The sequence below is a fragment of the Bacillus nitroreducens genome, from assembly GCF_964021195.1.
The window spans coordinates 1069889-1096689 of record NZ_CAXHYI020000003.1 but is presented as its reverse complement, the minus strand read 5'-3'; the positions used below and the strand labels follow the sequence as shown (position 1 = coordinate 1096689).

The window sequence follows — 26801 nt, the reverse complement described above, 5'->3', positions numbered from 1 at the left end:
TCACTCCGTCTTATATAGAATTTGTCCTTCAATCGCATTTACGTAAATATGTGTCTGATCATCTATGACCACATGCCAAGCTGGTGCCAATAGCTGAGACTCTGAATAAGGAACAAGTGGGTAATACACAATTTCTACTTTAGATACATGACTTTTCGATTTCAAATGATTATTATTATAAAGATTGTCTAATATATCTAGTGGTGTGATGAGCTTCTCTAATTCATGTTCTTCAAATTCAGGAATCAAAGTTTGTTCGTATGACACTACCTCATGCTCCTCATTTAGATATAAGTAAATGACCCCACTGATATTTGTCGATTGACCAAAAACCTTATAGTTTTGGTATTGTTGCACCAACACAATTACCCCTGCTTCTTCATCCACACTCCAAATTGTATAATCGGCACCATTAATAATATAATCCTTTGCGAATTGCTGGATTTTCAGCTGATCAGTTAGTGAAATTTTTACAGGTTCGTGAAATTCACTTTTTAATACCCCAATTGTTTCGATATTCACATCCTGATTTTTAAGGTCTTTTATATCTTCCTCTGTAAATATCTTCACTTTTCCACTAATATAGCTTAACTCCCTCGGCTCTTTTGGCAAGGTGTCAAACGTTATTTCCTCATTCGCTAGTTTCTCATCAATACTTGCCTCTGCAATGACACCTAGCTGACTACTATCCCTTTTTTGTACAAGCTGATACCCAAGAAAGATGTTAAGAATCAGGAAGGTAATGATAAACAAAGACTTGGTTTTACTCCAATCCATTATTCTCTCCTCCCATCTCCTCATCTTCTAGCATCTCAACTGTTGACCAACTACCATTATACTTGTATGTCCAAACTGGTTGTAGTGAAACAAATTGGGAATTATCATCATTCTCTCTAAGCTCATAAGCAACCATTACATACTCTAGTAATTCAGGATTAAAATTTGGCGTATTTGTAATGGACTCCATCACACTTTCACCGTTTGGAAGAGTCGTCTCGATTGGATCCCATGTGAAACTCAAACTGATAGATGGATGGAAATACTTCGCGATATCATTGTTTTTCCATTCCTGAGTAATATCTACGAGTCCCCTGCGACTAAACACAGGAATATTATCAACGTATAATTTGAATACCGTCGTTTGACTTTCTTTATTCCAACTAAAAAAGTGATAATCGTCGGTCCACCCTACATGCTCGTTTACAAAATCGATACTTGTTTGAATTAAATCTGTTGTTGCTACCTGATCCTCACTTATCCTCGTAGGGTTCGTAAACTCAATATATTTTTGGTGATTATAGGTTCTAAGTAGCCTCGTTCCATCTGTATGAACTTCACCTGTTGTGAGCTCATCCCTTTTTACACGACTTGGATTTGTAAATAAGCGTTCAATAAACGTATCAATTTCTATCTCATTGACAATAAAGTAGTCAAAACGATTTACGACCTCTTGATTCTTTGGTAAATATAATGCATTTGATTCCGTTAGCACATATTCAATCTGTTCTGGATATCTCGCTGCCGTAGAATAAAATTTTCTTTTAAATTCACTAATGTATCCGCTATCTACTTGTCCTTCATATACCAAGTTCTCACTGGTAGATAGGAAGTACACACGCCCTTCTCCTTGGTCATGTGTATTGACATCAAGCACTAAGCGATCAAATGTAATCAATGAGTGATCCTTATCATTAATGTGGAGAAAGGATTTGTAGATTTGCAAAGGAAGTGAATCTGGAAAATATATCACAACATGTCCATTTCTGCCTAAGAAATTCGCTAAACCTTGGTTCTGGACTTCATGTGTAATATTTTGAACCTCATTCACTTCCCAAGGTCGAATCTCTTTCATGACTTTATTTAGTTCTGTCTCATTATAGGTTCCAAAATGCTGGCCATCAATATGATATAGAATTTTAATTGGCTTGATGATCTTTGAGGTTTCCTTCGGATTATTGGTTGTCACGTCTTCTACTAAATCATCCGTACCAACAAGGTCCTTATATTGGGGTTGATACGTCCACAAAGACCAAGTTAGTATAATGCTTGATAATACTAAGATGACTAACACCACTGTTTTTATTGACTCATACTTCATCCCAATCATCCTCTAGTCCCTCTTGATTCTTATCTATAGGCATGGTAAAGAAAATGGTTGTCCCAACCCCTTCTTCACTTTCAGCCCAAATTCTACCTCCATGAGCAACAACCATCTCTTTTGCAATAGCTAGGCCTAACCCTGTACCACCCAATTTACGAGTACGAGCTTTGTCAACTCGATAGAAACGTTCAAAAATTCGATTCACATTTTCCTTAGGTATTCCAACCCCTTGATCACTTACACTTACAAGCATTTGCTCATTCTTTTCTGTTAGTTCGAACGTGACTGTTCCACCCTCTGGTGAATACTTCAGTGCATTTGAAATAATATTATCCAGCACTTGTGTAATTTTATCTTGATCCATCTCAATATAAATGGCTTTCTCTGGTAGATTTCGAATAAATGACACATGCTGTTCCTTTGTCATTTCGAAGCGGTCAATAATTCTATGAAAGTATTTTGTGAAATTGATGATGTCCTTTGAAAGCTGATAATCCTTGCTATCTAGTTTTGATAACTTCAACAAATCATTAACAAGTCTAATCATCCGCTCAGTTTCCGTTTGTGTTACATGTAAAAATTGTGGTGCGATTTTTTCATCTTTCCAGGCTCCATCAGCAAGTGCTTCCAGATAGCTTCGCATAGTTGTTAGTGGAGTACGAAGTTCGTGTGAAACATTGGCTACGAACTCCCTTCTTTCACTCTCAATTTTTTCTTGCTCTGTCACATCATATAAAACCGCAATTAAACCATTAATAAATCCCGATTCCTTTTTAATAACTGAAAAGTTAACCTTTATAATGTATTGCTTTTTATGAGTACTAAAATCAAGGATTTCCGTATCAATATCATGAACAAGCTGTTCAAACGTGTATTGTTCATCCAAGCCTAGGACAGATACAATGGATTGATTAAGGACTGTTTCACGTGAAACATGTAGCATATCTTCTGCAGGGCTATTGATTAAAATAACACGACCCTTTTTGTCTGTTGCAATGACACCATCTGTCATATGTGCCAATACAGAAGAAAGCTTACGTCGTTCCCCTTCTGTTGTTGCCTGTGCATCTTGTATTTTTCTCGATAAATTATTAAAGGTCATGGCTAGCTGACCAATCTCATCATGTCCGAACACTTTTACCTTTTTGGAATAATTTCCTCTTCCCAACTCCAAAACGTGTCTTCTCATCGCCGAAATAGGTCTAGTGATTGTCTGAGCAACAAAGATCCCTAAGAATGCTGTTATCGCCATTGCAATACCTGTCCCTGTTACGAAAATATCATTTATTTCTTTTATATCATCATAGACATTTTCCATTCTTGCAATTAAATAAATGGCACCAATGATTTCGCCATTTGAGCGAATAGGCGTCGAGGATACATACATTCGATCATAGTTAAGATCATCTAATCGTACTTCATCTGGATTGTCACCAAGCAATAATGTACGTTTGACCAAATCTACATCCGTTTTACGTCCTACTATTCCTTGGTTGTACGGATCTGAACTCCCTATTACACGACTTTTGTTATTGTAGACTCTTATTTCTTGAATATCTTCAGACTCATAGTCCTGTAAAAGTCCCCTAATATCCTTTTCTAATGTGGAGGGGTCTTCCCTCTCCTTAATCATTTCCTGCTCCATACTAAATGCTAACATGTTAACACGTTCATTTAAGGATACTTTAAAATTTTCTACTAATCGTAGCTCTAATTTCCCTATAAAGTATACACCGATAATTTGCATCGCAATTAAAATGAGAAGCAAATAAATAAGTGTAAACTTAAAGTGAATGGATTGTAAAAAGCCTAGCCTTTTCATGTGACAATTTACTCCTGATCTGGATTTCGTAAATAATAACCCACTCCACGTCTTGTAACAATCCATGTTGGGTGACTTGGGCTATCCTCAATTTTCTCACGTAAACGGCGTACTGTAACGTCCACTGTGCGCACATCTCCAAAATAGTCATAGCCCCAAACCGTTTGTAAAAGGTGTTCTCTTGTCATCACTTGCCCTAAATGCTTTGCTAGGTAATGCAGGAGTTCAAATTCACGATGCGTAAGTTCAATGGTTTCACCACGTTTGCTTACCACATATGCATCAGGGTGGATCACAAGGGAACCTACTGTTATTTCACTAGATGTATCTTGACTTACCGCTTCTGAAATTTGCTGATGTCTCCTTAGATTAGCCTTCACCCTCGCAAGTAGCTCTCTGGTACTAAATGGCTTTGTGACATAATCATCTGCACCTAACTCAAGCCCTAATACTTTGTCAATTTCAGAGTCCTTTGCTGTTAGCATGACAATTGGCATATCATGTTTCTTTCTAATTTCACGACAGACCTCCATACCATCTTTATGAGGAAGCATAATATCAAGTAGAATAAGGTCAGGATTTACTTCCTCGACCTTTTCTAATGCCTCATTACCATCATAGGCACAAACAACTTTATACCCTTCTTTTTCCAGATTAAACTGTAATATATCTGCAATTGGTTTCTCATCATCTACTACCAGTATCACTTTTTCCATTTGACTTATCTCCTTCATCATGAAATATAAATCATTTTTTTATCACTTTATATTGTTCGAATTTCTACTATTATTTTGTACCTTTACTGTTAACTTTAGCAGAAAAAGGGAGGTATATCATCAGATGTGTTTAAAAAAACAATCATTAGGTCGTCCGTCCATACCTTACTTCCTTTTCGTAATTCTTTATGCTTATGAAAAAACCTTCAGCATCATGCTGAAGGCTTATCCTATCATTTATTAAAAATAATCTAATGGATTTTTAAGAGATCCATTCACATATACTTCAAAGTGTAAATGTGTACCGGTTGAATTACCAGTTGACCCCATTACACCAATTTGTTGACCTTTTGTTACTGTTTGTCCAACGCGTACGTCAATCGATGACAAATGAGCATAAATTGTCTTCATCCCATTGTTATGATTAATCGTAATTTTATTACCAAAGCCACCTGAATAACCAGCTTCTACAACTGTCCCATTGTCAGCTGCTTTAATGGCTAGATTACTTGGTCTTGCAATATCAATACCTTTATGGAGTCTTCCCCATCTATATCCAACTTTACTGGAAATATACCCACCAACTGCTGGCCATGCAAGTTGACCAGAACCTCTTGATGGAACAACCTTTGTTCCTTTTTCAATAATCTCAGTCACTGGTTCTTTGATAATTGTCTCATTAAGCTTATTTGTTTCTACAGTCACACCATTGACCATTTTATATTCAACGTGAACAGACTTTTCACCATCTTGACCTTCTTGGGTTACTTTTCTGTCCCCTTTATACATATTCGAATTTTCATTTACCTTTGTTTCAAACTGAATGGTTTCTTTTTTATTTTGCTCCATTTTTACTTGTACTGTTAAAAATGGTTTATGCGCTGTTACATTTAGTTCTTGTCCAATTTGAAGCAGTGAATCTTCGGTCATATCTGGATTTAACGCTAGTAGCTCGGCAATCTTTAAATCATGATCTCCAGCAATCGAACCGAGTACATCCCCTTCTTGGACCTCATACTTCTTCTCTTCTAAAGTACCCTTTTGAAGCAATGTAACCGTATCGGCAGGATTATGAATTTGCTCTGGTGAAATTTTTTCATCAGAAATTGAAACTTCTTCCGCGAATGATACGTCTAATATACGAGATTGTCCTTCAGCCAAAGTCGGTAATGGTTCTTCTGAGTCCTTTCTGGATTCAAGTTCTTGAAGATCCTCTTCACTTACATACTGTAATTTAAATTGTTTAAGAGCTTCTTCTGCATCCTCAGTACTTTTAAGGAATGCAACTGACTCTCCATCAACAGTAATGGCCTTAGCTTCTGCTGCAATCTCAATCTCGGATTCTAATTTTTTTCTAGTTGTTTCGTTATTGAAACTAGGTAAAAAAGCATGTTCTTCAACTATAGAGACATTATCCGCAATTAAAGAAAGTCCTTGATACTGTTCTTGTAAAGAATCTACCTTTTGGTTGATTACTTTTTCAACCACATTCTTAGAATCTACTGTTCCAATTCTTTCACCATCTATGTATATATGATACACCGTTTGGATTTTTCTATCGGCTGATACAGTTCCAAACACAAGTGTAGAAAGTGCAATGGATGTTATTGCTACTCGTTTAAAAAATTTCATGTATTTTCTTGGTGTTTTTTTCTGGTCATTTTGGTTTGACACGATCTTTCCTCCCTGAACAAAGGTTGCTTGTCCGAAATATTCGTTCCTCTCACCTTGTGAGTTGAAAAGCGTTATCTTACAAAATACGCCAAGACGTATTAATCGTTCGACAATAATCACTATTTTATACCTTTTTAAATTTACCATAGAATTAAAGAAATAGGATAATAGTTTCCAATATGTAATATAATTGTAGTATTACTGTCATTTTTTGACACAATAATTGTAGCTTTTTGACACCTACATGAGCCTTTTGTCTCACCAGGCGTCAAAATTTTTAAGGTTTTTTGTCAAATTTTACAACAAAAGACACAAGCGAAGATTTATTACATAGATATATTGCCATATACATAAAAAAGAGACGTATCACGATGATACGTCTCTTTTTTATGCGCCTGGTGGAACATTTGCGTCGTCAAACCTTCGTTCCAAATTGACGAATTTATTGTATTCCTTTACGAATGCTAGTGAAACTGTTCCCACTGGGCCGTTACGTTGTTTTGCTATAATGATTTCAATGATATTCTTATTCTCTGATTCTTTATCGTAATAATCATCACGATACAAGAACGCAACAATATCCGCATCCTGCTCGATACTTCCTGATTCACGAATATCTGACATCATTGGACGCTTGTCCTGTCTTTGCTCAACGCCACGAGATAGCTGTGATAGGGCGATAACTGGAACTTTCAACTCACGGGCTAATGCCTTTAGGGAACGTGAGATTTCAGATACTTCCTGTTGTCGGTTTTCTCCACTTCTTCCGTTACCTTGAATCAGCTGAAGGTAATCAATTAGTATCATCCCTAATCCACTTTCTTGCTTAAGACGACGGCATTTTGAACGAATTTCATTGACACGAATACCTGGCGTATCATCAATATAAATCCCTGAGTTTGATAAGCTACCCATTGCCATTGTTAGCTTACTCCAATCTTCAGGTGTTAATGACCCTGTACGAAGGTTCTGGGCATTAATGTTACCTTCCGCACAAAGCATCCTCATGACCAACTGATCTGCACCCATCTCAAGACTAAAAATGGCAACATTCTCGTCCGTCTTCGTTGCAACGTTTTGTGCAATATTAAGGGCAAAGGCTGTCTTACCAACGGAAGGACGAGCAGCTACAATAATTAAATCATTTCGTTGGAAACCAGCTGTCATCTTGTCAAGCTCAGTAAAACCAGTTGGAATTCCTGTAATATCACCTACACGATTATGAAGAGTTTCGATATTATCATAGGTTTGGACAAGGACATCCTTAATATTTTGGAAAGCACCCGCGTTTTTGCGGTTTGCTACTTCCATAATGCTTTTTTCTGCCTCACCTAGAAGTGCATCAACCTCATCTTCACGTGAATAACCATCCGTTGCAATCGTCGTTGCTGTACGAATAAGTCTGCGTAAAATTGATTTTTCCTCAATTATTTTTGCATAATATTCAATATTGGCAGCTGTTGGAACAGAGCTTGCTAAATCACTTAAATACGAAACTCCGCCAATTTCATCTAAAATTTTTGCATCCGCTAACTCAGAAGTAACCGTAACTAGGTCAACTGGTTCACCTTTATCTGAGAGGTTTAGCATCGCATCAAAAATCTTTTGGTGTGCTGTCCGATAAAAGTCTTCTGGAATTAATAATTCTGAAGCAAGAGTAAGTGAGCTTGGTTCTAGGAAAATGGCACCTAGAACAGCTTGCTCTGCCTCTATATTTTGCGGAGGAATACGATCAGCAAAAATGTCACTCAACTATTCTCCACTCCCTTTAAACATAGTAGTTTATTATCTATTATACTTCTCTTTTCCATAATTCCAATGAAAATAGCTTCTAATCAACATACAAATGAGTAAGCACCTTGAAAGTGAAAACATCCTCAAAAAAACTAATGCTCTCAAGCGTTCTGTGGTCCTGTATAAGTCCGACAAGCGTAAGACAATACGACTAAAGGCGTTTTCTTTAACGTCCTTAACGGATTGGCTAGACCTGTTATATGTTGGCACTGAGAGCTAAATAAAGATAATCTATTTAAAAAAGATCCACAAGATCCAATTTAAATTTTTCCGATACAATAAAAAATGTGATCTTGTTTAAACAAAACCACATTTTTCATTCTATCTGTTTTCTATATTCAATTTCAATGGAAATTACTGTTCTTTGACATGTACCTTCACAGTTGCTGTTACTTCAGGATGTAATTTCACGGTTACATTTGTGTATCCTAAAGCTCTTATTCCATCTGGAAGGTCAAATTTACGCTTATCAATTTTAATATTATGCTTTTTTGCAAGTTGATCCGCAATCTGTTTGCTTGTAACAGATCCAAATAGTCGTCCGCCTTCTCCCGCTTTCGCTTGCAATTCTACTGTAAGAGCTTCGAGAGTTTCTTTCAATTTTTTTGATTGTGCGAGCTCCTCAGCAGCTTCCTTTGATTCCTTTTTCTTCTTTGCTTCTAAAGTTTTTAAGTTTGCTGGTGTCGCTTCAATCGCAAGGTTTTGTTTGAATAGGAAATTGTGTGCATACCCATCAGATACGTTCTTTACTTCACCTTTTTTCCCTTTTCCTTTTACATCTTTTAAGAATATAACTTTCATTTCTTGGTTCCTCCCTCTAAATACTCATCTATTACTAAAAGTAATTGTTCTTCTGCTTCTTCAATTGTTGCATCTTCCAACTGGGTAGCTGCATTTGTTAAATGACCACCGCCACCTAGACCTTCCATAATAAGTTGAACATTGATATCCCCTAATGAACGGGCACTGATTCCCACTCTTGAATCATTTCGAACGGAAATAACGAATGAAGCAACAACATCATTCATTGTGAGTAATGTATCCGCAGCTTGGGCAATCATCACTTGGTCATAAGTTTCGTTTTGCTTCCCTTTTGCAATCGCTATTCCATTTTTATAAATAAATGCTGACTCAATTAGCCTAGAGCGCTTTTTAAAGTGATCCATGTTTTCCTTTAAGAATTTCTGAACTAGGACGGTATCAGCACCTTGTGCTCGAAGATATGATGCTGCATCAAACGTTCTCGATCCAGTGCGAAGCGTAAAGCTCTTTGTATCTACGATGATTCCAGCTAGTAGTGCGGTTGCCTCGAGCATGCTTATTTTTTTCCGCTTTGGTTGATATTCAAGAAGTTCCGTTACTAACTCAGCTGTGGACGATGCATATGGCTCCATATAGACAAGTAAAGGTGATTGAATAAATTCCTCACCACGTCGATGATGATCAATCACAACGATTTTATCAATTTTAGATACGAGCTTTTCCTCAATAACTAGGGATGGTTTATGGGTATCAACGATAACAAGCAGTGTATCACTAGAAGCGATTTCAAGCGCCTGTTCTGGTGTAATAAAATACGACCATAAATCCGAATTTTCCTTTACTTCCTCTAGTAAACGCCCAACGCCTGAATCAATCTCGCTCGGGTTTAACACAATATATCCTTCTTTATGATTCATTTGTGCCACTTTTAAGATCCCAATAGATGCTCCTATCGCATCCATATCAGGGTATTTATGGCCCATTATGATGACTTTATCACTATCTAATACAATTTCCTTTAAAGCATGTGAAATCACGCGTGCACGGACTCTAGTCCGCTTTTCCATTGGATTCGTTTTACCGCCATAAAATTTGACCTTTCCATTCGGAAGTTTGATTGCAACTTGGTCTCCACCACGTCCTAATGCAAGGTCTAAACTTGATTGCGCGGCTATCCCTAATTCTGGGAGTGTCGATACACCTATTCCAATTCCAATACTTAGCGTTACTGCCACACTTTCCTTAGCTGTATTTTCTCTTACATCGTCTAGGATTGTAAACTTTGTTTTTTCTAGATTCGATAAGATTTCCTCATTCAACACGGCAATAAATCGCTCAGACGAGGTTCTTTTTAAAAATACACCATGCTCGTTTGCCCATTCGTTCAAAATGGATGTAACTTGACTGTTTAATGAACTCTTTCGTTGGTCATCCATTCCTTGGGTTACTTCATCGTAGTTGTCTAAAAAGATAAACCCTAATACGGTTCGCTCCGCCTCATACAATTGCACAATTTCCATTTGTTCGGTTACATCAAAGAAATAAAGCAATCGTTCTTCTCTCTTGATAATCACCTTATATTTCTGTTCATTTAATGTAATCGTGTCACTTTCAACTTCCTGCTGAATAAGTGGGACAATTAATTCCTCAATCTCATACAACGACCTTCCCACTAATGTGTCGGCATCAAGACAATTCGATAAATAGGCGTTGGCCCACTCAACCTGAAATTCATCATTATAGAGTAAGATTCCAATCGGCATTTCCATTAATGCCTCTTCGCCAACCTTTTTTAAACGATATGAAAGGGTCGAGATATAATGCTCCATTTCCCTTTTGAGATGTGAGTTTGCTTTATATAAATAATAGGCAATGATACCAAGGAGCAGAAAACTTGCTAACCCAATTATCCAGTGAAAATAAAAGAGAATGGCACTATATATACTTGTGATGGCAAGCAAAGCATATAAGGGATAGCGAAATAACTTCCTTTTGTAAAAGTCTGGCATGTAATTTTCAGCTCCTAAAGCTTTGTTTTACTTCTTTTTACTAATTCGATTTCGCAGTTGGAATCCTAAGTCAATTATACCTAAGATTCGTATAATATAAAGGAGAAATGGGGTTAAGATTGTCAATACAATCGGAACGGCTATTGTGATTCCTTTTTGATGACAGTAATAATAAATAAATGACAATCCTTGAATCACCATAAATAACTGCAAAATAAAAAAGAAATTTATAAAGGCGGTATATCCAAATGTGCCTATTTCCATTTCAACAAAGCTAATAAGTAAAATCAATAAATAATACCATAAAATACTTTTTGGAAAATGGATTTCACGAAACGGAGGGAATGGATTCATTTTCACTTGGAGGCGTATAAGTACAGGTTTAATCACCTTAACTTGAATGAATGCTAGAACCATCGCCATAAACACAAACATGCTTGGCATTAAGTACTGCATCATTTTAACAGACTCCTCAATTTGTGTGACGAGTTGTGTATTGGCTTCGCCCCCTGTTGCACCCATTATACTCTCGACGATCTCTAAAGATTCTCGTGAACTTTCAATAAGTACTTCATTAATGTCAATTTGTAACACACCTATAACAGTTATATAAAGAAGAACGAACGAAAACAAATAAGCCAAACAACTACCTAAGAAAAGCTCGATTCCATTTCTTCCTCTGTTGATCATTTCCCCTAATAGTATTCCTGTAACCCCAAACATAATCGTAAGTATAATTCCCATTACAAAACCTAATAAACCAGATAATAAAAAGGCTATTAGGAAAAAAAGCAATGACATTTTTATCCCATGCTTTACCGTAAACAGAATAAAAGGTAAGGGTAAAAGCACTACTAACACTGTTCCTATGAGTGGGATATATAAAGAGAGTAGTAACAGTGCACTGTATACCGCGAGTAGCACGGTCCCTTCTGTTATTAATTTTGTATTCTTCACCTTTTCACCTCAACTTAAATTAGAAAAGCTCTAAGCACACCCGCCTTATCAGCAACAATCATAAGCTTTAACCACAAGAGCTGATGGCTTCTAGAGCTAGACACAAAAAACAATCACTTTCTATTTTAAAGTTTTACTATCAAGTCTTCAACTTTCGAACTTCTGCGTAATTTATTACTTGTTCATTAACACATGCGATCTTTTTGTTTTACTTTTCCCTATTTTCGATTATGATAGTAGTGAATAATAAACGTAACCACAAGGGGAGCAATATTGCTGAGAGTGAACGTCCAAGTTCAGACCCTTCGAACCTGTTAGTTAACACTAGCGTAGGGATGTGGAGATATTCTGCGAGAACGTCTTTCTTTTAATAATTGTTCTCCTTTGAGGTTCGTTATTTTTTCAACTACTTCAAGGGGGATTTTTTTATGCGAAATACAAGATTACAAGCAATGATTGAAGCAGCTATTTTTGCAGCGTTAGCCCTAGTTTTAGATCTACTTCCATCCATTAAACTTTCTCCAGCCATATCTATTTCATTTGCTATGGTCCCTGTTTTTATTATTGCCTTAAGATGGGGTTTAAAAATAGGGATGTTATCTGGACTATTATGGGGATTACTTCAAATCGTATTCGATCCATGGATTGTGCACCCTGTTCAAGCTATTATGGAATATATCCTTGCCTTTTCATTCATTGGCTTAGGAGGAATATTCAAATCTATCGTACAAGAAAGTTTAACAAATGATCAAAAATCAAAAGCTATTTTCGCTATTACTTTTGCAATATTTATTGGAAGTCTTGCTCGTTATTTCTGGCACTTTCTAGCAGGTTTTCTCTTTATTGAATATTTTGCACCAGAAATTGAAAACCCAGCATGGTACTCCTTCAGCTTAAACGGGATTACAATGCTAGCTACATTCGCGTTATGTTCCATTATATTGTCTATCTTAACCATTGCTTCACCACGCTTTTTCATTCTTAAAAAATAGTTACTAAAGGAACCACATAAATGAATTATTGTGGTTCTTTTTTGTTAAAACAGCAATAAAAAAAGCGATGACCACATTGAAGGGTCATCGCCTTTTTTGGATATTATTCACCAGATACATATGGTAATAATGCCATTTGACGAGCACGTTTAATAGCAACTGTTAATTTACGTTGGTATTTCGCACTTGTACCAGTTACACGACGAGGTAAGATTTTACCACGTTCAGAAACGAATTTTTTAAGTAAATCTACTTCTTTGTAATCGATGTGTGTAATTCCATTAGCTGTGAAGTAACACACTTTACGACGCTTTGCACGTCCACCTTTACGTCCGCCTGCCATTTCTTTTTCCTCCTTCCGACAAATGTATATATTCGATTGACTTACAAGTTAGAATGGTAGATCATCATCTGAAATATCGATAGGTTGTCCATCATTTGCAAATGGATCTTGGTCTACTCTTGTAGGTCCTTGATTTTGATTTGGGTTCTGACTCTGTCCAAATGGAGAATAGCCACCTTGGCCACCGCCTTGGTTGCCTCCAAATCCACCTTGATTGCCACCATAGCCGCCTTGGTTACCGCCGCCATAGCCACCACCAAAGTTACCTCCACCGCTTCGTTGTTGGTCATTAGCATTCCTTGGTTCAAGGAACTGAACACTTTCTGCCACAACCTCTGTAACATATACGCGTTTGCCATCCTGTCCTTCATAATTTCTTGTTTGAAGACGACCATCTACACCTGCTAAGCTTCCCTTCTTTAGGAAGTTTGCAACATTTTCAGCTGGTCGGCGCCATACGACGCAATTAATGAAGTCAGCTTCACGTTCACCTGACTGATTAGTAAATGTTCGATTCACTGCAAGCGTAAAGGTTGCAACCGCAACTCCACTTGGGGTATATCGTAATTCAGGGTCCTTGGTAAGTCTCCCTACAAGAACTACGCGATTCATCATCAGAACCATCTCCTTAACAGGATATTGAAACAGAGTCTATACTCTCTAAAATTTCTTATTCTTCTTCTTTAACAATGATATGACGGATAATGTCTTCGTTGATTTTTGCTAAACGATCGAATTCGCTAACAGCTTCAGCGTTTGACATTACGTTAAGAATCATGTAGTAACCATCGCGGAAATCATTGATTTCGTATGCTAAACGGCGCTTACCCCATTCTTTTACGTTTGTAATCTCCGCACCATTTTCAGTTAAAACGCCATTAAAACGCTCAACTAAAGCCTTTTTCGCTTCATCATCAATGTTTGGACGGATGATATACATAATTTCGTATTTTTTCATCACGTTACACCTCCTTTTGGACTAACGGCCCTTTATCTAAAAAGGGCAAGGAGCAATTATTTTAATTACTCACAGAAAGATATTATATCACATGAATATATTGTAGGCAAGAACTGATTCTACAATCTTAATTAGGGCAATTAACCAGACTTTTTTAACACTTTTTATCCTCGCCAAAAAGCATGGAGAAGTACAATTGCGCATTTGTTTTGTGGCTAAGTGAATAAAAAGCCACAAAACAAATACTTGTCCTGTGGCGCTTTTCCTTACAAAACCTTATACATTAAATCGGAAATGAATAACATCTCCATCTTGAACGATATATTCTTTTCCCTCTAAACGTACCTTACCAGCCTCACGAGCCGCATTCATATTACCAGCTGCAAGTAAGTCTTCATACGAAACCGTCTCTGCGCGGATAAAGCCTCTCTCAAAATCGGAGTGAATAATACCTGCACACTGTGGTGCTTTCATTCCTTTTCTAAACGTCCACGCTCTCACTTCTTGCACTCCAGCGGTAAAATACGTAGCCAGTCCTAATAAGTGATACGCATTACGAATCAATTGATCAAGCCCAGACTCCTCAATACCTAATTCTTCAAGGAACATAGCTTTCTCTTCCCCGTCAAGTTCCGCAATCTCAGACTCAATTTTTGCACATACAACAATTACCTCAGCATTGTCTTTTTGTGCAAATTCACGAACCACCTGTACATATTCGTTTGAAGAAGGGTCTGCCACATCATCCTCACTGACATTCGCCACATATAAAACAGGTTTACTAGTCAGTAAATGCATTCCTTTTACAACCTTCATTTGTTCTTCAGTAAATTCCAATGCACGAGCTGGTTGTTCATTTTCAAATGCATCCTTTAATTGCACAAGCACCTCATGCTCTGCAACAGCATCCTTGTCTTTTTGCTTTGCAAGCTTTGCTACACGATCAATACGCTTATCCACTGATTCTAAATCTGCTAAAATTAACTCTAAATTAATGGTTTCAATATCAGCAATCGGGTCAACTTTCCCCGCTACGTGTGTAATATTATCATCGGCAAAACAGCGTACAACATGACAAATTGCATCTACTTGACGGATATGTGATAAGAATTTATTTCCAAGACCTTCCCCTTTACTTGCTCCCTTCACAATCCCTGCAATATCAGTGAATTCAAAGGTGGTTGGTACGGTCTTTTTCGGTTGTACTAATTCTGTTAATTTATTTAAACGCTCATCTGGAACTTCAACAATCCCTACATTGGGGTCAATTGTACAGAATGGGTAGTTCGCTGATTCTGCACCTGCTTGAGTTATTGCATTAAAAAGAGTTGATTTTCCAACATTCGGAAGACCAACGATACCTGCTGTTAACGCCATTGATTTTTCCACTCCTCTAATCACGAAACTACTAGCCTTCAACAATTATAGATATTCCTTATCAAAAAAACAAGCCGTTCCGTCTAGAAACGGCTTGCGTAAAAATATTCCTTATACTTTCTCAATCCCAACTAAGCAATCATATAACGTACTGCCGAGTCCATTATCTGACTTCTGATGCGAAGTAAGTTGATTGACACTTCCACCAAAAATATGCCATTGTCCTTCATCAATACAAATGACATTTGGTGAGGACTCTTTCAAAATTTGGACGTGTCCCGTAATCTCTCCTCGGTCATTAAATACTCTTACTTTATCGTCAGGTTTAAGTCCTTTACGATCTGCAATGTCCTTTGAAATCTCAACCTTTACCGTCTGCAACGCTTTAATCAAATGATAATGCTGTGAATGATTTGAGCGAAGTGGATGAATTGTTAGTAAGGTATATGGATACTTTTTAGCCAACTCTTGATCTGAAAACTGAGATTCTCTTGGATAAGATATCTTTAGACGTCCATCATACCCTTTCGTCTCTCCTACAGATGAAGTAAATTCAAATTTCCCAGACGGGGTCGCAAAGTTAAAATCATGCCATGGAACATGACTTACAGGCAATGGAACATGACCTTTTTCCTTAATTGCCTCAAATGTAACTCCCTTTTCTTGTAAAGAACCTAATCCCATTTTAATAAATTCTTCTCTTGTATAATCAAATTCTTCACCAAATCCAAGTCTTTTGGCTAATTCAGTCCATATCCACACATCTGACTTTGCATCGCCGCGTGCCTCTACAAGTTTTGGCCCATAATTGACATAATGATGAAACATCGAGGAATAGTAGATATCCTCTTCCTCAAACGAAGTCGCTGATGGAAGTACATAATCTGCTAGTCTTGCCGTGTCCGTCATAAACTGCTCGAGTACAACTAATGTTTCTACTGAGGTAAAGGCCTCTTCTACAAGAGCCGTATTGGGAACTTGTGTTAATGGATTACCACTTGACACAATGATCATTTTTATTGGTGGTTCTGAAGCGTTTAATATATTTTCTGCCTGTTCGGACATAACAAAGGACCTTGAAGATTTCTTTCTTTCTGGAAGAGTTAATGCTGCACTATCAAAACTTTGACCGACCTGTGTATTCCCAAAATTAACTCCGCCACCTGAAATACCCACATTTCCACTTACCGCAACAAGTGCATCTATTAAGCGGATCGTGTTTCCTCCATTTTCGTAACGTTGCATCCCTAATCCCAAGTAAGTTGTCGTAGGTCCCTCACTATAAACGTGTGCTAATTGAGTAATTGTTTCACGTGGAACATTTGTCACGTTTTCGATGTGTTCCATCGAAATAGAATGTATGGTCTCCATTAAGTCTTCATAACCAACTGTATAATTTGAAATGAAATGTTTATCCTGTAAATCTAAGCGATGCAATTCTTTCATGATTCCAATGGCTAAAAACCCATCCATTCCAGGAGTAATGGAGACATAGGAATGAGCAATTTTTGCTGTCCCATTATAAATTGGGTCAATAACAATTATATTTGTACCCTTCTTCTTCACTTCCTGTAAGTAACCGAATAAATGCATATTCGTCCGTGCAACATTCCTCCCCCAGATGATAACATTTTTGCTATTATATATATCATCTGGAGCATGGCTAAATGAATTGCCAAAATCCCAAGTTTGTGCTTCAATGCCAGATCCCCAACAAATACTACCGATTAATTCCGTCGACCCACCAAAACAATTAAAGAAACGTTTCGGTATCTTAGTTAAAAGTCCCCCATTTGCATAATCATGACTATGCAACACTGCTGTAGAACCATATTTCTCTTTCACATCAGCGAGTCTTGCCGAAACTTCTGTTAATGCCTGTTCCCATGTAATGCGTTTGAATTCTCCATTTATCTTCTTCATCGGATAAAGGACTCGGTCTTCAGAATTGGTCCTCGTTTCTAACATACGTCCTCTTCCGCAAATTTTCCCTTTTGTTATAGGGTGTTCTTTATCACCGTCAACTTTCACGACTTTTCCATTTTCTACTTCAACAACAAAACCACAGTTGTCCCAACAATTTAGTGGACATGAAGATTTAAATGTGGCCAATCCCCTCATCTCCCAACAATATAAAAAACTACTAAACTTGTATTCCCTATTATAAATTACAATTTCAAAAATTCTACAAAATTGATTTATTAAATAGATGCGTAAGTTTTACCAGAACAAATGCATATGTGCCTTGAAAGTGAAACATCGACTATCTACTGCCATGTCCTGTGTAAGTCCAACAAGCTTAAGACGATATGGCTAAAGGCGTGTTCTTGACCTTCTTGACGGATTGGGCTTGTGACTTCAAGGAGCTGGCTGCTTGCGCTAGAGGTAAGGAATCTAATTTTAAAATTATCCACAAAGTAAAAATTTATATTTCTAAACATAAAAAAGCACAAGGATTTATTCCTCATGCTTAACTAAAATCTTCTTCAATTTCCTTGTAAACTCTTTTCTAGGGATAAGTACACTGTGTGCACACCCCTCACATTTAATCCGAATATCCATCCCTAACCGAATAATTTTCCATTTATTAGTACCACAAGGATGAGGCTTTTTCATTTCTACAATATCATGTAATCCATAGTCTTTATCTACCATGACATTCACCCTTTAATCTTTTATGGGATATTCAAAAAGTGCGATGAATTTGACACATTGTATTTCGTTGCCTTGTTTCTACATTCATCGGAAAGGAAAATCACCTATCTAACGTATGCGTGTGAATGACAGACTCTCCACTTCCCAAACCTACATCGTCTAGCAATTCTATGTCTTCTTCATCTTTCTTTTTGAACACACAATGTTTATATGTCATATTGTATCAGGAAATCTTTATAAATTGTAGCGATTTACAATTGGATATAGCAAAATGACCGCTAATAAATATAAGTTAGCAATCCCATATAAAGGATAAAGGATCGAAACGAGTGTAGAAAAACCAAAAATCGTAAAAGGCGCCATTAGCACGATTAAAAGAATAGCAATCATCCACAAAGGCATTTTCATTTTTTCCCTAAAACGTGTAGATAATCCTAATAATCCAGATGCTGCCGTTGTGAATATAGCACCAAATAAAAGAATGGACATTGTGAAAACAGCTATATAAGGAAAATCTTTTAGAATGACAAATAAGGGAATTTCGTAAAACATAATCTCTTGTGCAATTTCAATAAGCGCCTCATTATAAATAAATGTAATCACTCCTAAAAATAGCCCACTTCCAATACTTGCAACCCATGCTTCACCCTTTGATTTCATTTCCTTTCCAATAGCACCTAGAACAGCAACGAGAGGCAATATGTTAAGCGCTGTAAACGTAAATGCTGATGGCCAATTACTTTGTTCTTGTAGTGAAAATGAGAATTCCTTATCTCCAGTTAATAGAAAAATAAATAAAACTGTGATTAGGAATATAATCAATACTGGTATGATTGCCATATTAATAGAAACTAAACCATTTATGTTCCATAAAAAAACAAGTACGAGAAGAAAACCAAAAATGAGGATCCCCCACCAAAACGGAATATTAAATAATTCTAAGGTTGCACCACCACCAGCCAACATGACAACCGTCGTTGAAAATAAATATAATATTGTAATAGCATCATATACATAGGCAACTTTCTCCCCTATGAGTTCCTTTAACACAGGTACAAAGTGTTCTGCTTGTTTCTCATAACTGATTTTCATAATCGTGTAACAGCTGATGATAAAGATAAACGTAAAAAACAGAATTGCTAAACCGCTTTGTTCACCATAAAACTCCCAAATCTCCCTTCCTGATGCATAGCCTGCACCAATTGCCGTTCCTAGGATTAAGAACATCCACCGAACCCCTGCTTTAAACACATAATCCCCCCGTTTCTCATAATCCCTCTATCTACTAAAACATTTTCATGGTAATACGAAGATTCTTTTCCAACGGATGTATAGAATGTCAAATTCTTTCGTATACTGATACTACTGTGAAAAAGGGGTGAAAAACCTATGAATCTTAGATATAAATTATTTGACCATCATAAGAAGGACCCATTTCGTATTCCACATGATCAAGAATTAGCTGACCACCATATTGCCTTAAGAATCACTTCAATGCTCCCAGCAACCATAAATCAGCCCATCATCATTTTTTGTATTGGAACCGATCGTTCCACTGGCGACTGCCTTGGACCATTAATTGGTACAAAAATTTCCGAAAAAGGACTGTCCCACTTCCATGTATATGGCACATTGGACGAACCTATTCATGCAGTTAATCTTCAAGAAAAAATAGATGAAATGAATAAAAGATATACAAACCCCTTTATCATTGGAATTGATGCCTGTTTGGGGCGATTAAAGAATGTTGGGTCCATCACTATCGGAGAAGGCCCTATCAAGCCTGGTGCGGGCGTAAATAAGGATTTAACACCTGTTGGGGATATGCATATTACAGGGATTGTGAATGTAAGCGGATTTATGGAGTTTTTCGTTCTTCAAAATACAAGACTCAGTTTAGTTATGAAAATAGCAAATACAATTGCAAACGGGATTTGCAAGGCAGACTATTTGTATCTTCGAAAAATGGAACTAGATCATGTTGAAGAGGATCGATTTACCTTATAAAAAAACCTCTTCTGTTTTTTAGAAGAGGTTTTAAAAAATACCTTGTGCAAATTGAATGATTGAGTTCCAATAATAGATGGCCGTAACAATCATTGCTACAACGAGAATTCCAGGTAAGAGGTTTGCAACACGAATATGGGTAATACCTAGTAGATTCGTTCCAATAGCTAAAATCATTAATCCACCTGTTCCCGTCATTTCGACAATAAATGCGTCCATTAACTCTATAGGTACCCATTTATCAATTTGTGTCGCAAATAAAGCAATCGCACCCTGATAAAGAATAACAGGAACTGCTGAAAATAGAACACCAATACCTAATGTTGTCGTTAATATGATACTCGTAAATCCGTCTATGATTGATTTTGTATAAAGAACACTGTGATCATGACGTATTCCACTATCAAGAGCACCAATGATAGCCATGGCCCCAATTACAAATATTAAGGTCGCTGTGACAAATCCTTTTGCAATTGTGCCTTCACCTGAAGACGCTCCTACCTTCTGTTCAATCCACGTCCCTAATTTGTTCAACTTTTCCTCAAGATCCCACCATTCACCAAGAATTCCTCCAAACACCAGGCTGAAAATGACAATTAAAAATTGTTCACTTTTCAATCCCATTTGAATTCCTAGTAAACATACAGCTAGTCCGATGCCATGCATGACAGTAGTTTTTATTTTTTCTGGTATACGGTATAGTACTTTCCCTAACAAGGTTCCGGCTGCAATACATAATCCATTCACAATCGTTCCCAATAGAACCATTACTCATTTCCCCTAGTTATAAAATAATATAAATGCAAGGCTCATGGACCTAGACATCCCGAATCACGTATATTTCCTTTAATAAAAAACGCTGCATGTCTTTATTCAAACGAATAAAAACATGCAGGTTTTATATTAACCTTATGAAATTTTCGGTGAATCTAGTAATTCGAGAATTCTTTCAAGGTCTTCATTTGAAAAGAATTCAATTTCAATTTTACCTTTTTTCTTCGTTTGTTTTATCGATACAGATGTACCAAAACGCTCACGCAGGAAAGACTCTTGTTCTTTAATAAAGATATCCTTTTCCTTTTTGGGTGGTTTAGATGTTTCACGTGGAACATTTTGATTTAGTTGATTTATTAACGATTCTAATTGACGAACATTAAGTTCTTCTGCCATGACCTTATCGACAACTGCATTTAGTTTTTCCTTCTTTTTCAGTCCTAGCAATGTTCGGCCATGTCCCATTGATAATTTCCCTTCAGAAATCAAGTTCTGGACATGCTTAGGAAGAGATAAAAGTCTAAGGTGATTCGCAATATGCGGTCTGCTTTTTCCTAATCTCTTTGCAAGCTGTTCTTGAGTAAGCTTTAAATGGTCGAGTAAGGATTGGTAAGCAAATGCCTCTTCAATTGGTGACAAATCTTCACGTTGAAGATTTTCAAGCAACGCTATCTCCATCATTTGTTGCTCGGTTAATTCACGAACTACAACAGGTACAGTATTTAGCTTCGCTTCCTTTGCCGCACGAAATCGTCTCTCTCCAGCAACAATCTGGAATCCTTTAATGGTTTTACGAACAATAATGGGTTGTAAAATGCCATGTGTAAGGATCGACTCTTTCAGCTCGGCAATTGCCTCAGGCTCAAAAGTTTTCCTAGGTTGATATGGATTTGGGCGTAATTCGGTGACTTTTACTTCTTGGACAACCTCTTCTTTTCCTACTTCCATTGAAGTGAATAAAGCATTAATACCTTTCCCCAACCCCTTAGCCATTCGCAATCACTTCCTTTGCAAGATCTAAGTACACTTCAGCACCTCTAGATTTTGGATCGTAGATGATGATTGGCTCTCCATGACTCGGAGCCTCACTTAAACGGATATTTCTTGGAATAATGGTCTTATAAACTTTATCTTGAAAATACTTTTTCACTTCTTCAATTACTTGAATTCCTAGGTTTGTTCTTGCATCTAACATGGTTAGAAGAACGCCATCAATCATTAGTTCTGTATTGAGGTGTTTCTGAACCAAACGAATGGTATTTAAAAGCTGGCTAAGTCCTTCAAGTGCATAGTATTCACACTGAACTGGGATAATCACAGTATCAGATGCTGTTAATGCATTTAAAGTTAACAGTCCTAAAGACGGTGGACAATCGATGATAATATAATCATACTGATCCTTCACCTCTTCTAATGCTCTTTTCAAACGGACTTCGCGAGAAATTGTTGGTACTAATTCAATTTCAGCACCAGCTAACTGTATCGTTGCTGGGATTATATTTAAATTTTCAACGACTGTTGAGACGGTTACATTTTTTGCAGCAACATCTTCAACAAGAACATCATAAATACATTCATCTACATTTGCTTTTTCTATGCCACACCCGCTCGTTGCATTACCTTGAGGGTCAGTATCAACAAGTAAAACTCGTTTTCCCATATAAGCTAAGCATGCACTAAGGTTAACAGAAGTAGTCGTTTTCCCTACTCCGCCCTTTTGATTGGCGATTGAGATGATTTTCCCCACGATGTCACCTACTTTCTACTATCCTACTAATTTATTTACATAGTGAGGTTTTAATCTATTTGCCTTAGCGTATGAATACAAAGATTTTCAGGAATTATGTAATCACAAAGACTTGTCCACTCAGATGTGACACCAAGTTATTGATTTTTTCCATAAAACTTCCTTAAATTAATCGCATATCTACGCCAGAGGCCGTAACTCATTCAACGATTGTTTTTGGAACAATCATTGAATAAGTTAATACTATCACTTTTTCTATTCTATCATGAAAAAATGATAGGGTTTATCTTTTTGATAAAAAATTATCCAAAAATGTTTCACGTGAAACATTTCTATGAAAACTAAGTACATTTAATCTAAGATATAATCAAAAAAATTTCCTCACCATGTATAGGTAAGGAAATTTCAGTACTTTATTTATTTTTGGGAATTCGAATTGTAAATTGATAGTATTCGTCGAACTCTTCTTCTTCTGTATTTAAAGATACACCACTTTCTTCAACCATGGTTAAGGATTGACGAATGGTGTTCATCGCTATTCTCATATCACGGCTTACTGCCTTGAATTTAGGCTTTGGTCGCTTTTGTTCCTTTTCTAACTCAAGAATTTTAACGACACGGTCTTCTGTTTGCTTTACATTCAACTCTTTTTCAATAATGTCATGCATAAGCTTTATTTGCTTTTCAGGGTCCTTAAGAGGAATCAATGCCCGCGCATGACGCTCTGTAAGCTTCTTTTGTAGGAGTACTTGTTGAACTTCTTCAGGCAACTTTAATAAACGTAGCTTATTCGCGATTGTTGATTGACCCTTTCCCAATCGTTGAGCTAACGCTTCCTGTGTCAGATTATGTAATTCTATTAATCTAGCATATGCATACGCTTCTTCAATGGCTGACAGTTCTTCTCGCTGTAGATTCTCGATTAATGCAACTGATGCGGTTTCAGCGTCATTAAATTCCTTAACAATGGCTGGAATCGTTTCCCATTCAAGGGTCTGAACAGCTCTCCAACGTCGTTCACCTGCAATGATTTCATACTGATGGTCCGCAAATTTTCGTACAACAATAGGTTGGATAATTCCATGTGTACGAATCGTTAATGCAAGTTCTCTTATTTTATCTTCAGCAAAAACAGTTCTTGGTTGAAATCGGTTTGGAACAATTTCATTTATAGGAATTTGTCGTACTTCTTCATTCAGGTGTGTTTCTTCATCATCTATTGAATCTTGTAATTGTGTTTCAATCACCTGTTCTTGATTCACTTGTTGTTTGTCATCTTTTTCACCGATGCTAAATAATCGTGAAAATGGATGCCTCATAATTCCACCACCCCTTAGAACTCCCACTATTACAAATTCGACTTTCTCTCTCTCATTCCTTCTATTATAACATGGATTTTACAAAAATCTTACTATCTTTCTACTAAATCATATGGTTTAGGCAAATATGCAAGTTTATGAATGAAATAAAATCGCTCACCATAAAATTATTTTATTGGTGAACGATTTGGTGTCCCTGGTTTACGAGGGTATTTTTTTGGTGTAGTTTTTTTCTTATCGATGATAACGATGTTTCGATCACTATTTTCTAACGGTAATAAAAAGTGGTGTACATTACTAACACTTCCACCTAGTGTTGCAATAGCTTTCTTTCCATCCTCTAACTCTTCAGCAACGGATGCAGCTTTCATAGCAATAAATGTCCCATTTACCTTTACAAGTGGTAGACATAATTCGCTTAATACTGACATTCTTGCAACCGCTCTTGCCATTACAATATCAAAGGATTCACGAATTTCAGCTTTTTGGCCAAAGGTTTCGGCTCTGTCATGATAAAATGTCATATCTTCAAGCTTTAATTCCTTTGAAAGCTCCTCAAGGAAAGTAATTCTTTTTTGCAAAGAATCTACAATCGAGATTTTTAAATGCGGAAAACAAATTTTAAGGGGGATACTTGGGAATCCAGCACCCGCTCCTACATCACAAATTGAAGCTTCTCTTGAAAAATCAAAATAAAATGCAGCCGAAATAGAATCATAAAAATGTTTTAAATAAACTTCGGGCTTTTCTGTAATTGCCGTCAGATTCATTTTTTCATTCCATTCAACTAATAGTTTGTAATATGTTTCAAATTGGTTAAGTTGGGTTGGAGAAAGAGAGATCCCCTTCTCCTCCAACAAAGTTGTAAATAATGAAATATCCATATTTGTTTCCTTCCCTTAATTTACTCGGGCAATCTTCCCTTGTTCTAAATAAACGAGAAGAATTGAAATATCAGCTGGATTTACACCTGAAATCCTTGAAGCTTGAGCAATTGATAAAGGATGTACCTCTTTTAAATTCGCTCTCGCTTCGTTCGCCAAACCAGAAATTGCATCATAATCAATGTTTTCTGGAATTTTCTTGTCTTCCATACGTTTTAATTTATCTACTTGTTGTAATGATTTCTGAATATATCCCTCATACTTAATTTGAATTTCAATTTGCTCTGCTACATCAGGATGAATCTCTTGATCACTTGGAGCCAATTGCTTGATATGTTCATACGTCATTTCAGGTCGTTTTAGTAAGTCGCTTGCTAAAATTCCATCCTTCAATTCACTTCCACCAACCGAACGGATGAGTTCCTGAACTTCAGCTGTTGGTTTAATTCTAATCCCTTTTAAACGTTCCATTTCTTGTTCAATAGCTGCCTTTTTATTCAAGAATTTTTGATAACGATCTTCAGGAATTAACCCAATTTTATGACCAATTTCAGTTAAACGTAAATCTGCATTATCATGTCGAAGAAGTAAACGATATTCAGCACGTGATGTTAATAAACGGTAAGGCTCAGCAGTCCCTTTGGTTACTAGGTCATCAATTAATACCCCAATATAAGCATCAGATCGACTTAAAATAACCTCATCTTTCCCTAAAGCACGACGTCCTGCATTTATACCTGCCATAATTCCTTGAGCTGCCGCTTCTTCATACCCAGATGTTCCATTAATTTGGCCTGCTGTGTATAGATTTTTAATCTTTTTTGTTTCCAATGTTGGCCAAAGCTGAGTCGCAACTATGGCATCATATTCAATTGCATATCCTGGCCTCATCATTTGCGCATTTTCAAGTCCTGGAACAGATGCAATTAATTGATGTTGGACATCTTCAGGTAGACTTGTGGATAGCCCTTGAACATAGACTTCTTGAGTATTTCGCCCTTCTGGCTCAAGGAAGATTTGATGTCTTGGCTTGTCATGGAATCGAACGACCTTATCTTCAATTGAAGGACAGTAGCGTGGACCACTTCCCTTTATCATTCCAGAATACATTGGAGAACGGTGTAAATTAGAATCGATAATTTGATGTGTTTCTGGACTTGTGTATGTTAACCAACATGGAAGCTGGTCAGTGATGTATTTAGTCGTTTCATATGAAAATGCACGAGGTGTATCGTCACCAGGTTGTATTTCCGTTTTACTATAGTCAATCGTATGACTATTGACACGAGGCGGTGTACCTGTCTTAAAACGAACTAATTGGAAACCTAATTCCTCAAGATGCTCAGATAATTGAATAGATGGCTGTTGATTATTAGGGCCACTTGAGTATTTTAATTCACCAATAATGATTTCTCCACGTAAAAATGTACCTGTGGTAATAATTACTGTTTTGGCATGATAGGTTGCCCCAGTTTTAGTAATAACACCTTTACATACATCGTCCTCAACAATTAAACGCTCAACCATCCCTTGAACAAGCGTTAAATTCTCTTCATTTTCTAATGTCTTTTTCATCTCATGTTGGTAGGAAAACTTGTCTGCTTGTGCACGTAAGGCACGGACTGCAGGTCCTTTCCCAGTGTTTAACATTCTCATTTGAATATGTGTTTTATCAATATTTTTCGCCATTTCTCCACCTAAGGCATCAATCTCACGGACAACCGTTCCCTTTGCAGGACCTCCTAATGATGGATTACATGGCATAAACGCAACCATATCTAAATTTATCGTAATCATGAGGGTTTTCGCTCCTAGACGAGCAGAAGCTAAGCCTGCTTCACAACCAGCATGCCCTGCCCCAATCACGATTACATCATAATAACCGGCATCAAAGCTCAATGGTATTTCCT

At 36.9% G+C, this 26801-nt stretch carries 24 protein-coding genes and 1 riboswitch; of the genes, 2 read left to right on the top strand and 22 right to left on the bottom strand.

Going from position 1 to position 26801, the window contains the following annotated elements:
• The 9 genes from ACWPVE_RS09260 to ACWPVE_RS09220 form a co-directional block, all read right to left on the bottom strand.
• Positions 1-777 carry a two-component system regulatory protein YycI gene (locus ACWPVE_RS09260; protein ID WP_453992673.1) on the bottom strand — a complete coding sequence of 259 codons (777 nt, stop codon included), beginning with the start codon at positions 775-777 and terminating at the stop codon, positions 1-3.
• Positions 764-2107, bottom strand: coding sequence for a YycH family regulatory protein (locus ACWPVE_RS09255; protein WP_453992671.1), 1344 nt, complete (start codon positions 2105-2107; stop codon positions 764-766). The genes ACWPVE_RS09260 and ACWPVE_RS09255 overlap by 14 nt, the downstream gene beginning before the upstream one ends.
• Positions 2088-3923 (bottom strand): cell wall metabolism sensor histidine kinase WalK, encoded by a 1836-nt coding sequence (gene walK, locus ACWPVE_RS09250; RefSeq protein WP_453992669.1) that lies wholly within the window; start codon positions 3921-3923, stop codon positions 2088-2090. Before walK ends, ACWPVE_RS09255 begins: the two co-directional genes overlap by 20 nt.
• Positions 3924-3931: 8 nt before the next feature.
• Positions 3932-4639 carry a response regulator YycF gene (gene yycF / locus ACWPVE_RS09245; RefSeq protein ID WP_453992667.1) on the bottom strand — a complete coding sequence of 236 codons (708 nt, stop codon included), beginning with the start codon at positions 4637-4639 and terminating at the stop codon, positions 3932-3934.
• A gap of 240 nt (positions 4640-4879) precedes the next feature.
• The gene (locus tag ACWPVE_RS09240) at positions 4880-6313 is read right to left on the bottom strand and encodes a peptidoglycan DD-metalloendopeptidase family protein (protein ID WP_453992665.1); all 1434 of its coding nucleotides are present in this window, start codon (positions 6311-6313) and stop codon (positions 4880-4882) included.
• 387 nt (positions 6314-6700) lie between these two features.
• Positions 6701-8065, bottom strand: coding sequence for a replicative DNA helicase (dnaB, locus tag ACWPVE_RS09235; protein WP_453992663.1), 1365 nt, complete (start codon positions 8063-8065; stop codon positions 6701-6703).
• Positions 8066-8461: 396 nt separating this feature from the next.
• Complete coding sequence (gene rplI, locus ACWPVE_RS09230; protein WP_453992661.1) at positions 8462-8908, bottom strand: 50S ribosomal protein L9; 447 nt, start codon at positions 8906-8908, stop codon at positions 8462-8464.
• The gene (locus ACWPVE_RS09225; RefSeq protein WP_453992659.1) at positions 8905-10878 is read right to left on the bottom strand and encodes a DHH family phosphoesterase; all 1974 of its coding nucleotides are present in this window, start codon (positions 10876-10878) and stop codon (positions 8905-8907) included. Before ACWPVE_RS09225 ends, rplI begins: the two co-directional genes overlap by 4 nt.
• Positions 10879-10905: 27 nt before the next feature.
• On the bottom strand, positions 10906-11835 hold the full coding sequence (locus ACWPVE_RS09220) for a YybS family protein (RefSeq protein ID WP_453992657.1): 930 nt from the start codon (positions 11833-11835) through the stop codon (positions 10906-10908).
• A 251-nt stretch (positions 11836-12086) separates the two neighbouring features.
• A riboswitch (TPP riboswitch) is annotated at positions 12087-12188 on the top strand.
• A gap of 75 nt (positions 12189-12263) precedes the next feature.
• On the opposite strand from ACWPVE_RS09220, the gene thiT reads away from it, so the two are divergent.
• Positions 12264-12827, top strand: a complete 564-nt coding sequence (thiT, locus tag ACWPVE_RS09215; protein WP_453992656.1) for an energy-coupled thiamine transporter ThiT — start codon at positions 12264-12266, stop codon at positions 12825-12827.
• A 103-nt stretch (positions 12828-12930) separates the two neighbouring features.
• On the opposite strand, the gene rpsR is transcribed toward thiT, so the two are convergent.
• From rpsR to ACWPVE_RS09180, 7 genes are all read right to left on the bottom strand, one after another.
• On the bottom strand, positions 12931-13170 hold the full coding sequence (gene rpsR, locus ACWPVE_RS09210; protein ID WP_010677416.1) for a 30S ribosomal protein S18: 240 nt from the start codon (positions 13168-13170) through the stop codon (positions 12931-12933).
• Positions 13171-13218: 48 nt separating this feature from the next.
• Positions 13219-13785: a single-stranded DNA-binding protein gene (ssb, locus tag ACWPVE_RS09205; protein WP_453992653.1), complete on the bottom strand. Its 567-nt coding sequence runs from the start codon at positions 13783-13785 to the stop codon at positions 13219-13221.
• Between the two features lie 55 nt (positions 13786-13840).
• Entirely contained in the window at positions 13841-14128 is a 288-nt protein-coding gene (gene rpsF, locus ACWPVE_RS09200) for a 30S ribosomal protein S6 (protein ID WP_453997436.1), read from the bottom strand.
• Between the two features lie 276 nt (positions 14129-14404).
• Positions 14405-15505, bottom strand: a complete 1101-nt coding sequence (ychF, locus tag ACWPVE_RS09195; RefSeq protein ID WP_453992651.1) for a redox-regulated ATPase YchF — start codon at positions 15503-15505, stop codon at positions 14405-14407.
• 111 nt (positions 15506-15616) lie between these two features.
• A complete protein-coding gene (locus ACWPVE_RS09190; protein WP_453992649.1) occupies positions 15617-17626 on the bottom strand; it encodes a molybdopterin-dependent oxidoreductase in 2010 nt (669 codons plus the stop codon).
• A 336-nt stretch (positions 17627-17962) separates the two neighbouring features.
• Positions 17963-18160 carry a DUF951 domain-containing protein gene (locus tag ACWPVE_RS09185; protein WP_453992647.1) on the bottom strand — a complete coding sequence of 66 codons (198 nt, stop codon included), beginning with the start codon at positions 18158-18160 and terminating at the stop codon, positions 17963-17965.
• Positions 18161-18394: 234 nt separating this feature from the next.
• On the bottom strand, positions 18395-19411 hold the full coding sequence (locus ACWPVE_RS09180) for a YkvI family membrane protein (RefSeq protein ID WP_453992645.1): 1017 nt from the start codon (positions 19409-19411) through the stop codon (positions 18395-18397).
• Positions 19412-19549: 138 nt separating this feature from the next.
• Here ACWPVE_RS09180 and yyaC point away from each other — a divergent pair, with 138 nt between their 5' ends.
• A complete protein-coding gene (gene yyaC, locus ACWPVE_RS09175; RefSeq protein ID WP_453992644.1) occupies positions 19550-20167 on the top strand; it encodes a spore protease YyaC in 618 nt (205 codons plus the stop codon).
• A gap of 30 nt (positions 20168-20197) precedes the next feature.
• On the opposite strand, the gene ACWPVE_RS09170 is transcribed toward yyaC, so the two are convergent.
• The 6 genes from ACWPVE_RS09170 to mnmG all read right to left on the bottom strand — a co-directional run bounded on the left by ACWPVE_RS09170 (position 20198) and on the right by mnmG (position 26790).
• Positions 20198-20935: a DUF554 domain-containing protein gene (locus ACWPVE_RS09170; RefSeq protein WP_453992642.1), complete on the bottom strand. Its 738-nt coding sequence runs from the start codon at positions 20933-20935 to the stop codon at positions 20198-20200.
• 141 nt (positions 20936-21076) lie between these two features.
• On the bottom strand, positions 21077-21934 hold the full coding sequence (locus ACWPVE_RS09165) for a ParB/RepB/Spo0J family partition protein (RefSeq protein WP_453992640.1): 858 nt from the start codon (positions 21932-21934) through the stop codon (positions 21077-21079).
• Positions 21927-22688, bottom strand: a complete 762-nt coding sequence (locus ACWPVE_RS09160) for a ParA family protein (RefSeq protein WP_453992638.1) — start codon at positions 22686-22688, stop codon at positions 21927-21929. The genes ACWPVE_RS09165 and ACWPVE_RS09160 overlap by 8 nt, the downstream gene beginning before the upstream one ends.
• Before the next feature lie 413 nt (positions 22689-23101).
• A complete protein-coding gene (gene noc / locus ACWPVE_RS09155; RefSeq protein ID WP_453992636.1) occupies positions 23102-24007 on the bottom strand; it encodes a nucleoid occlusion protein in 906 nt (301 codons plus the stop codon).
• A 167-nt stretch (positions 24008-24174) separates the two neighbouring features.
• Entirely contained in the window at positions 24175-24891 is a 717-nt protein-coding gene (gene rsmG / locus ACWPVE_RS09150; protein ID WP_453992634.1) for a 16S rRNA (guanine(527)-N(7))-methyltransferase RsmG, read from the bottom strand.
• Between the two features lie 15 nt (positions 24892-24906).
• Entirely contained in the window at positions 24907-26790 is a 1884-nt protein-coding gene (gene mnmG / locus ACWPVE_RS09145) for a tRNA uridine-5-carboxymethylaminomethyl(34) synthesis enzyme MnmG (protein ID WP_453992632.1), read from the bottom strand.
• Positions 26791-26801 lie beyond the last annotated feature (11 nt).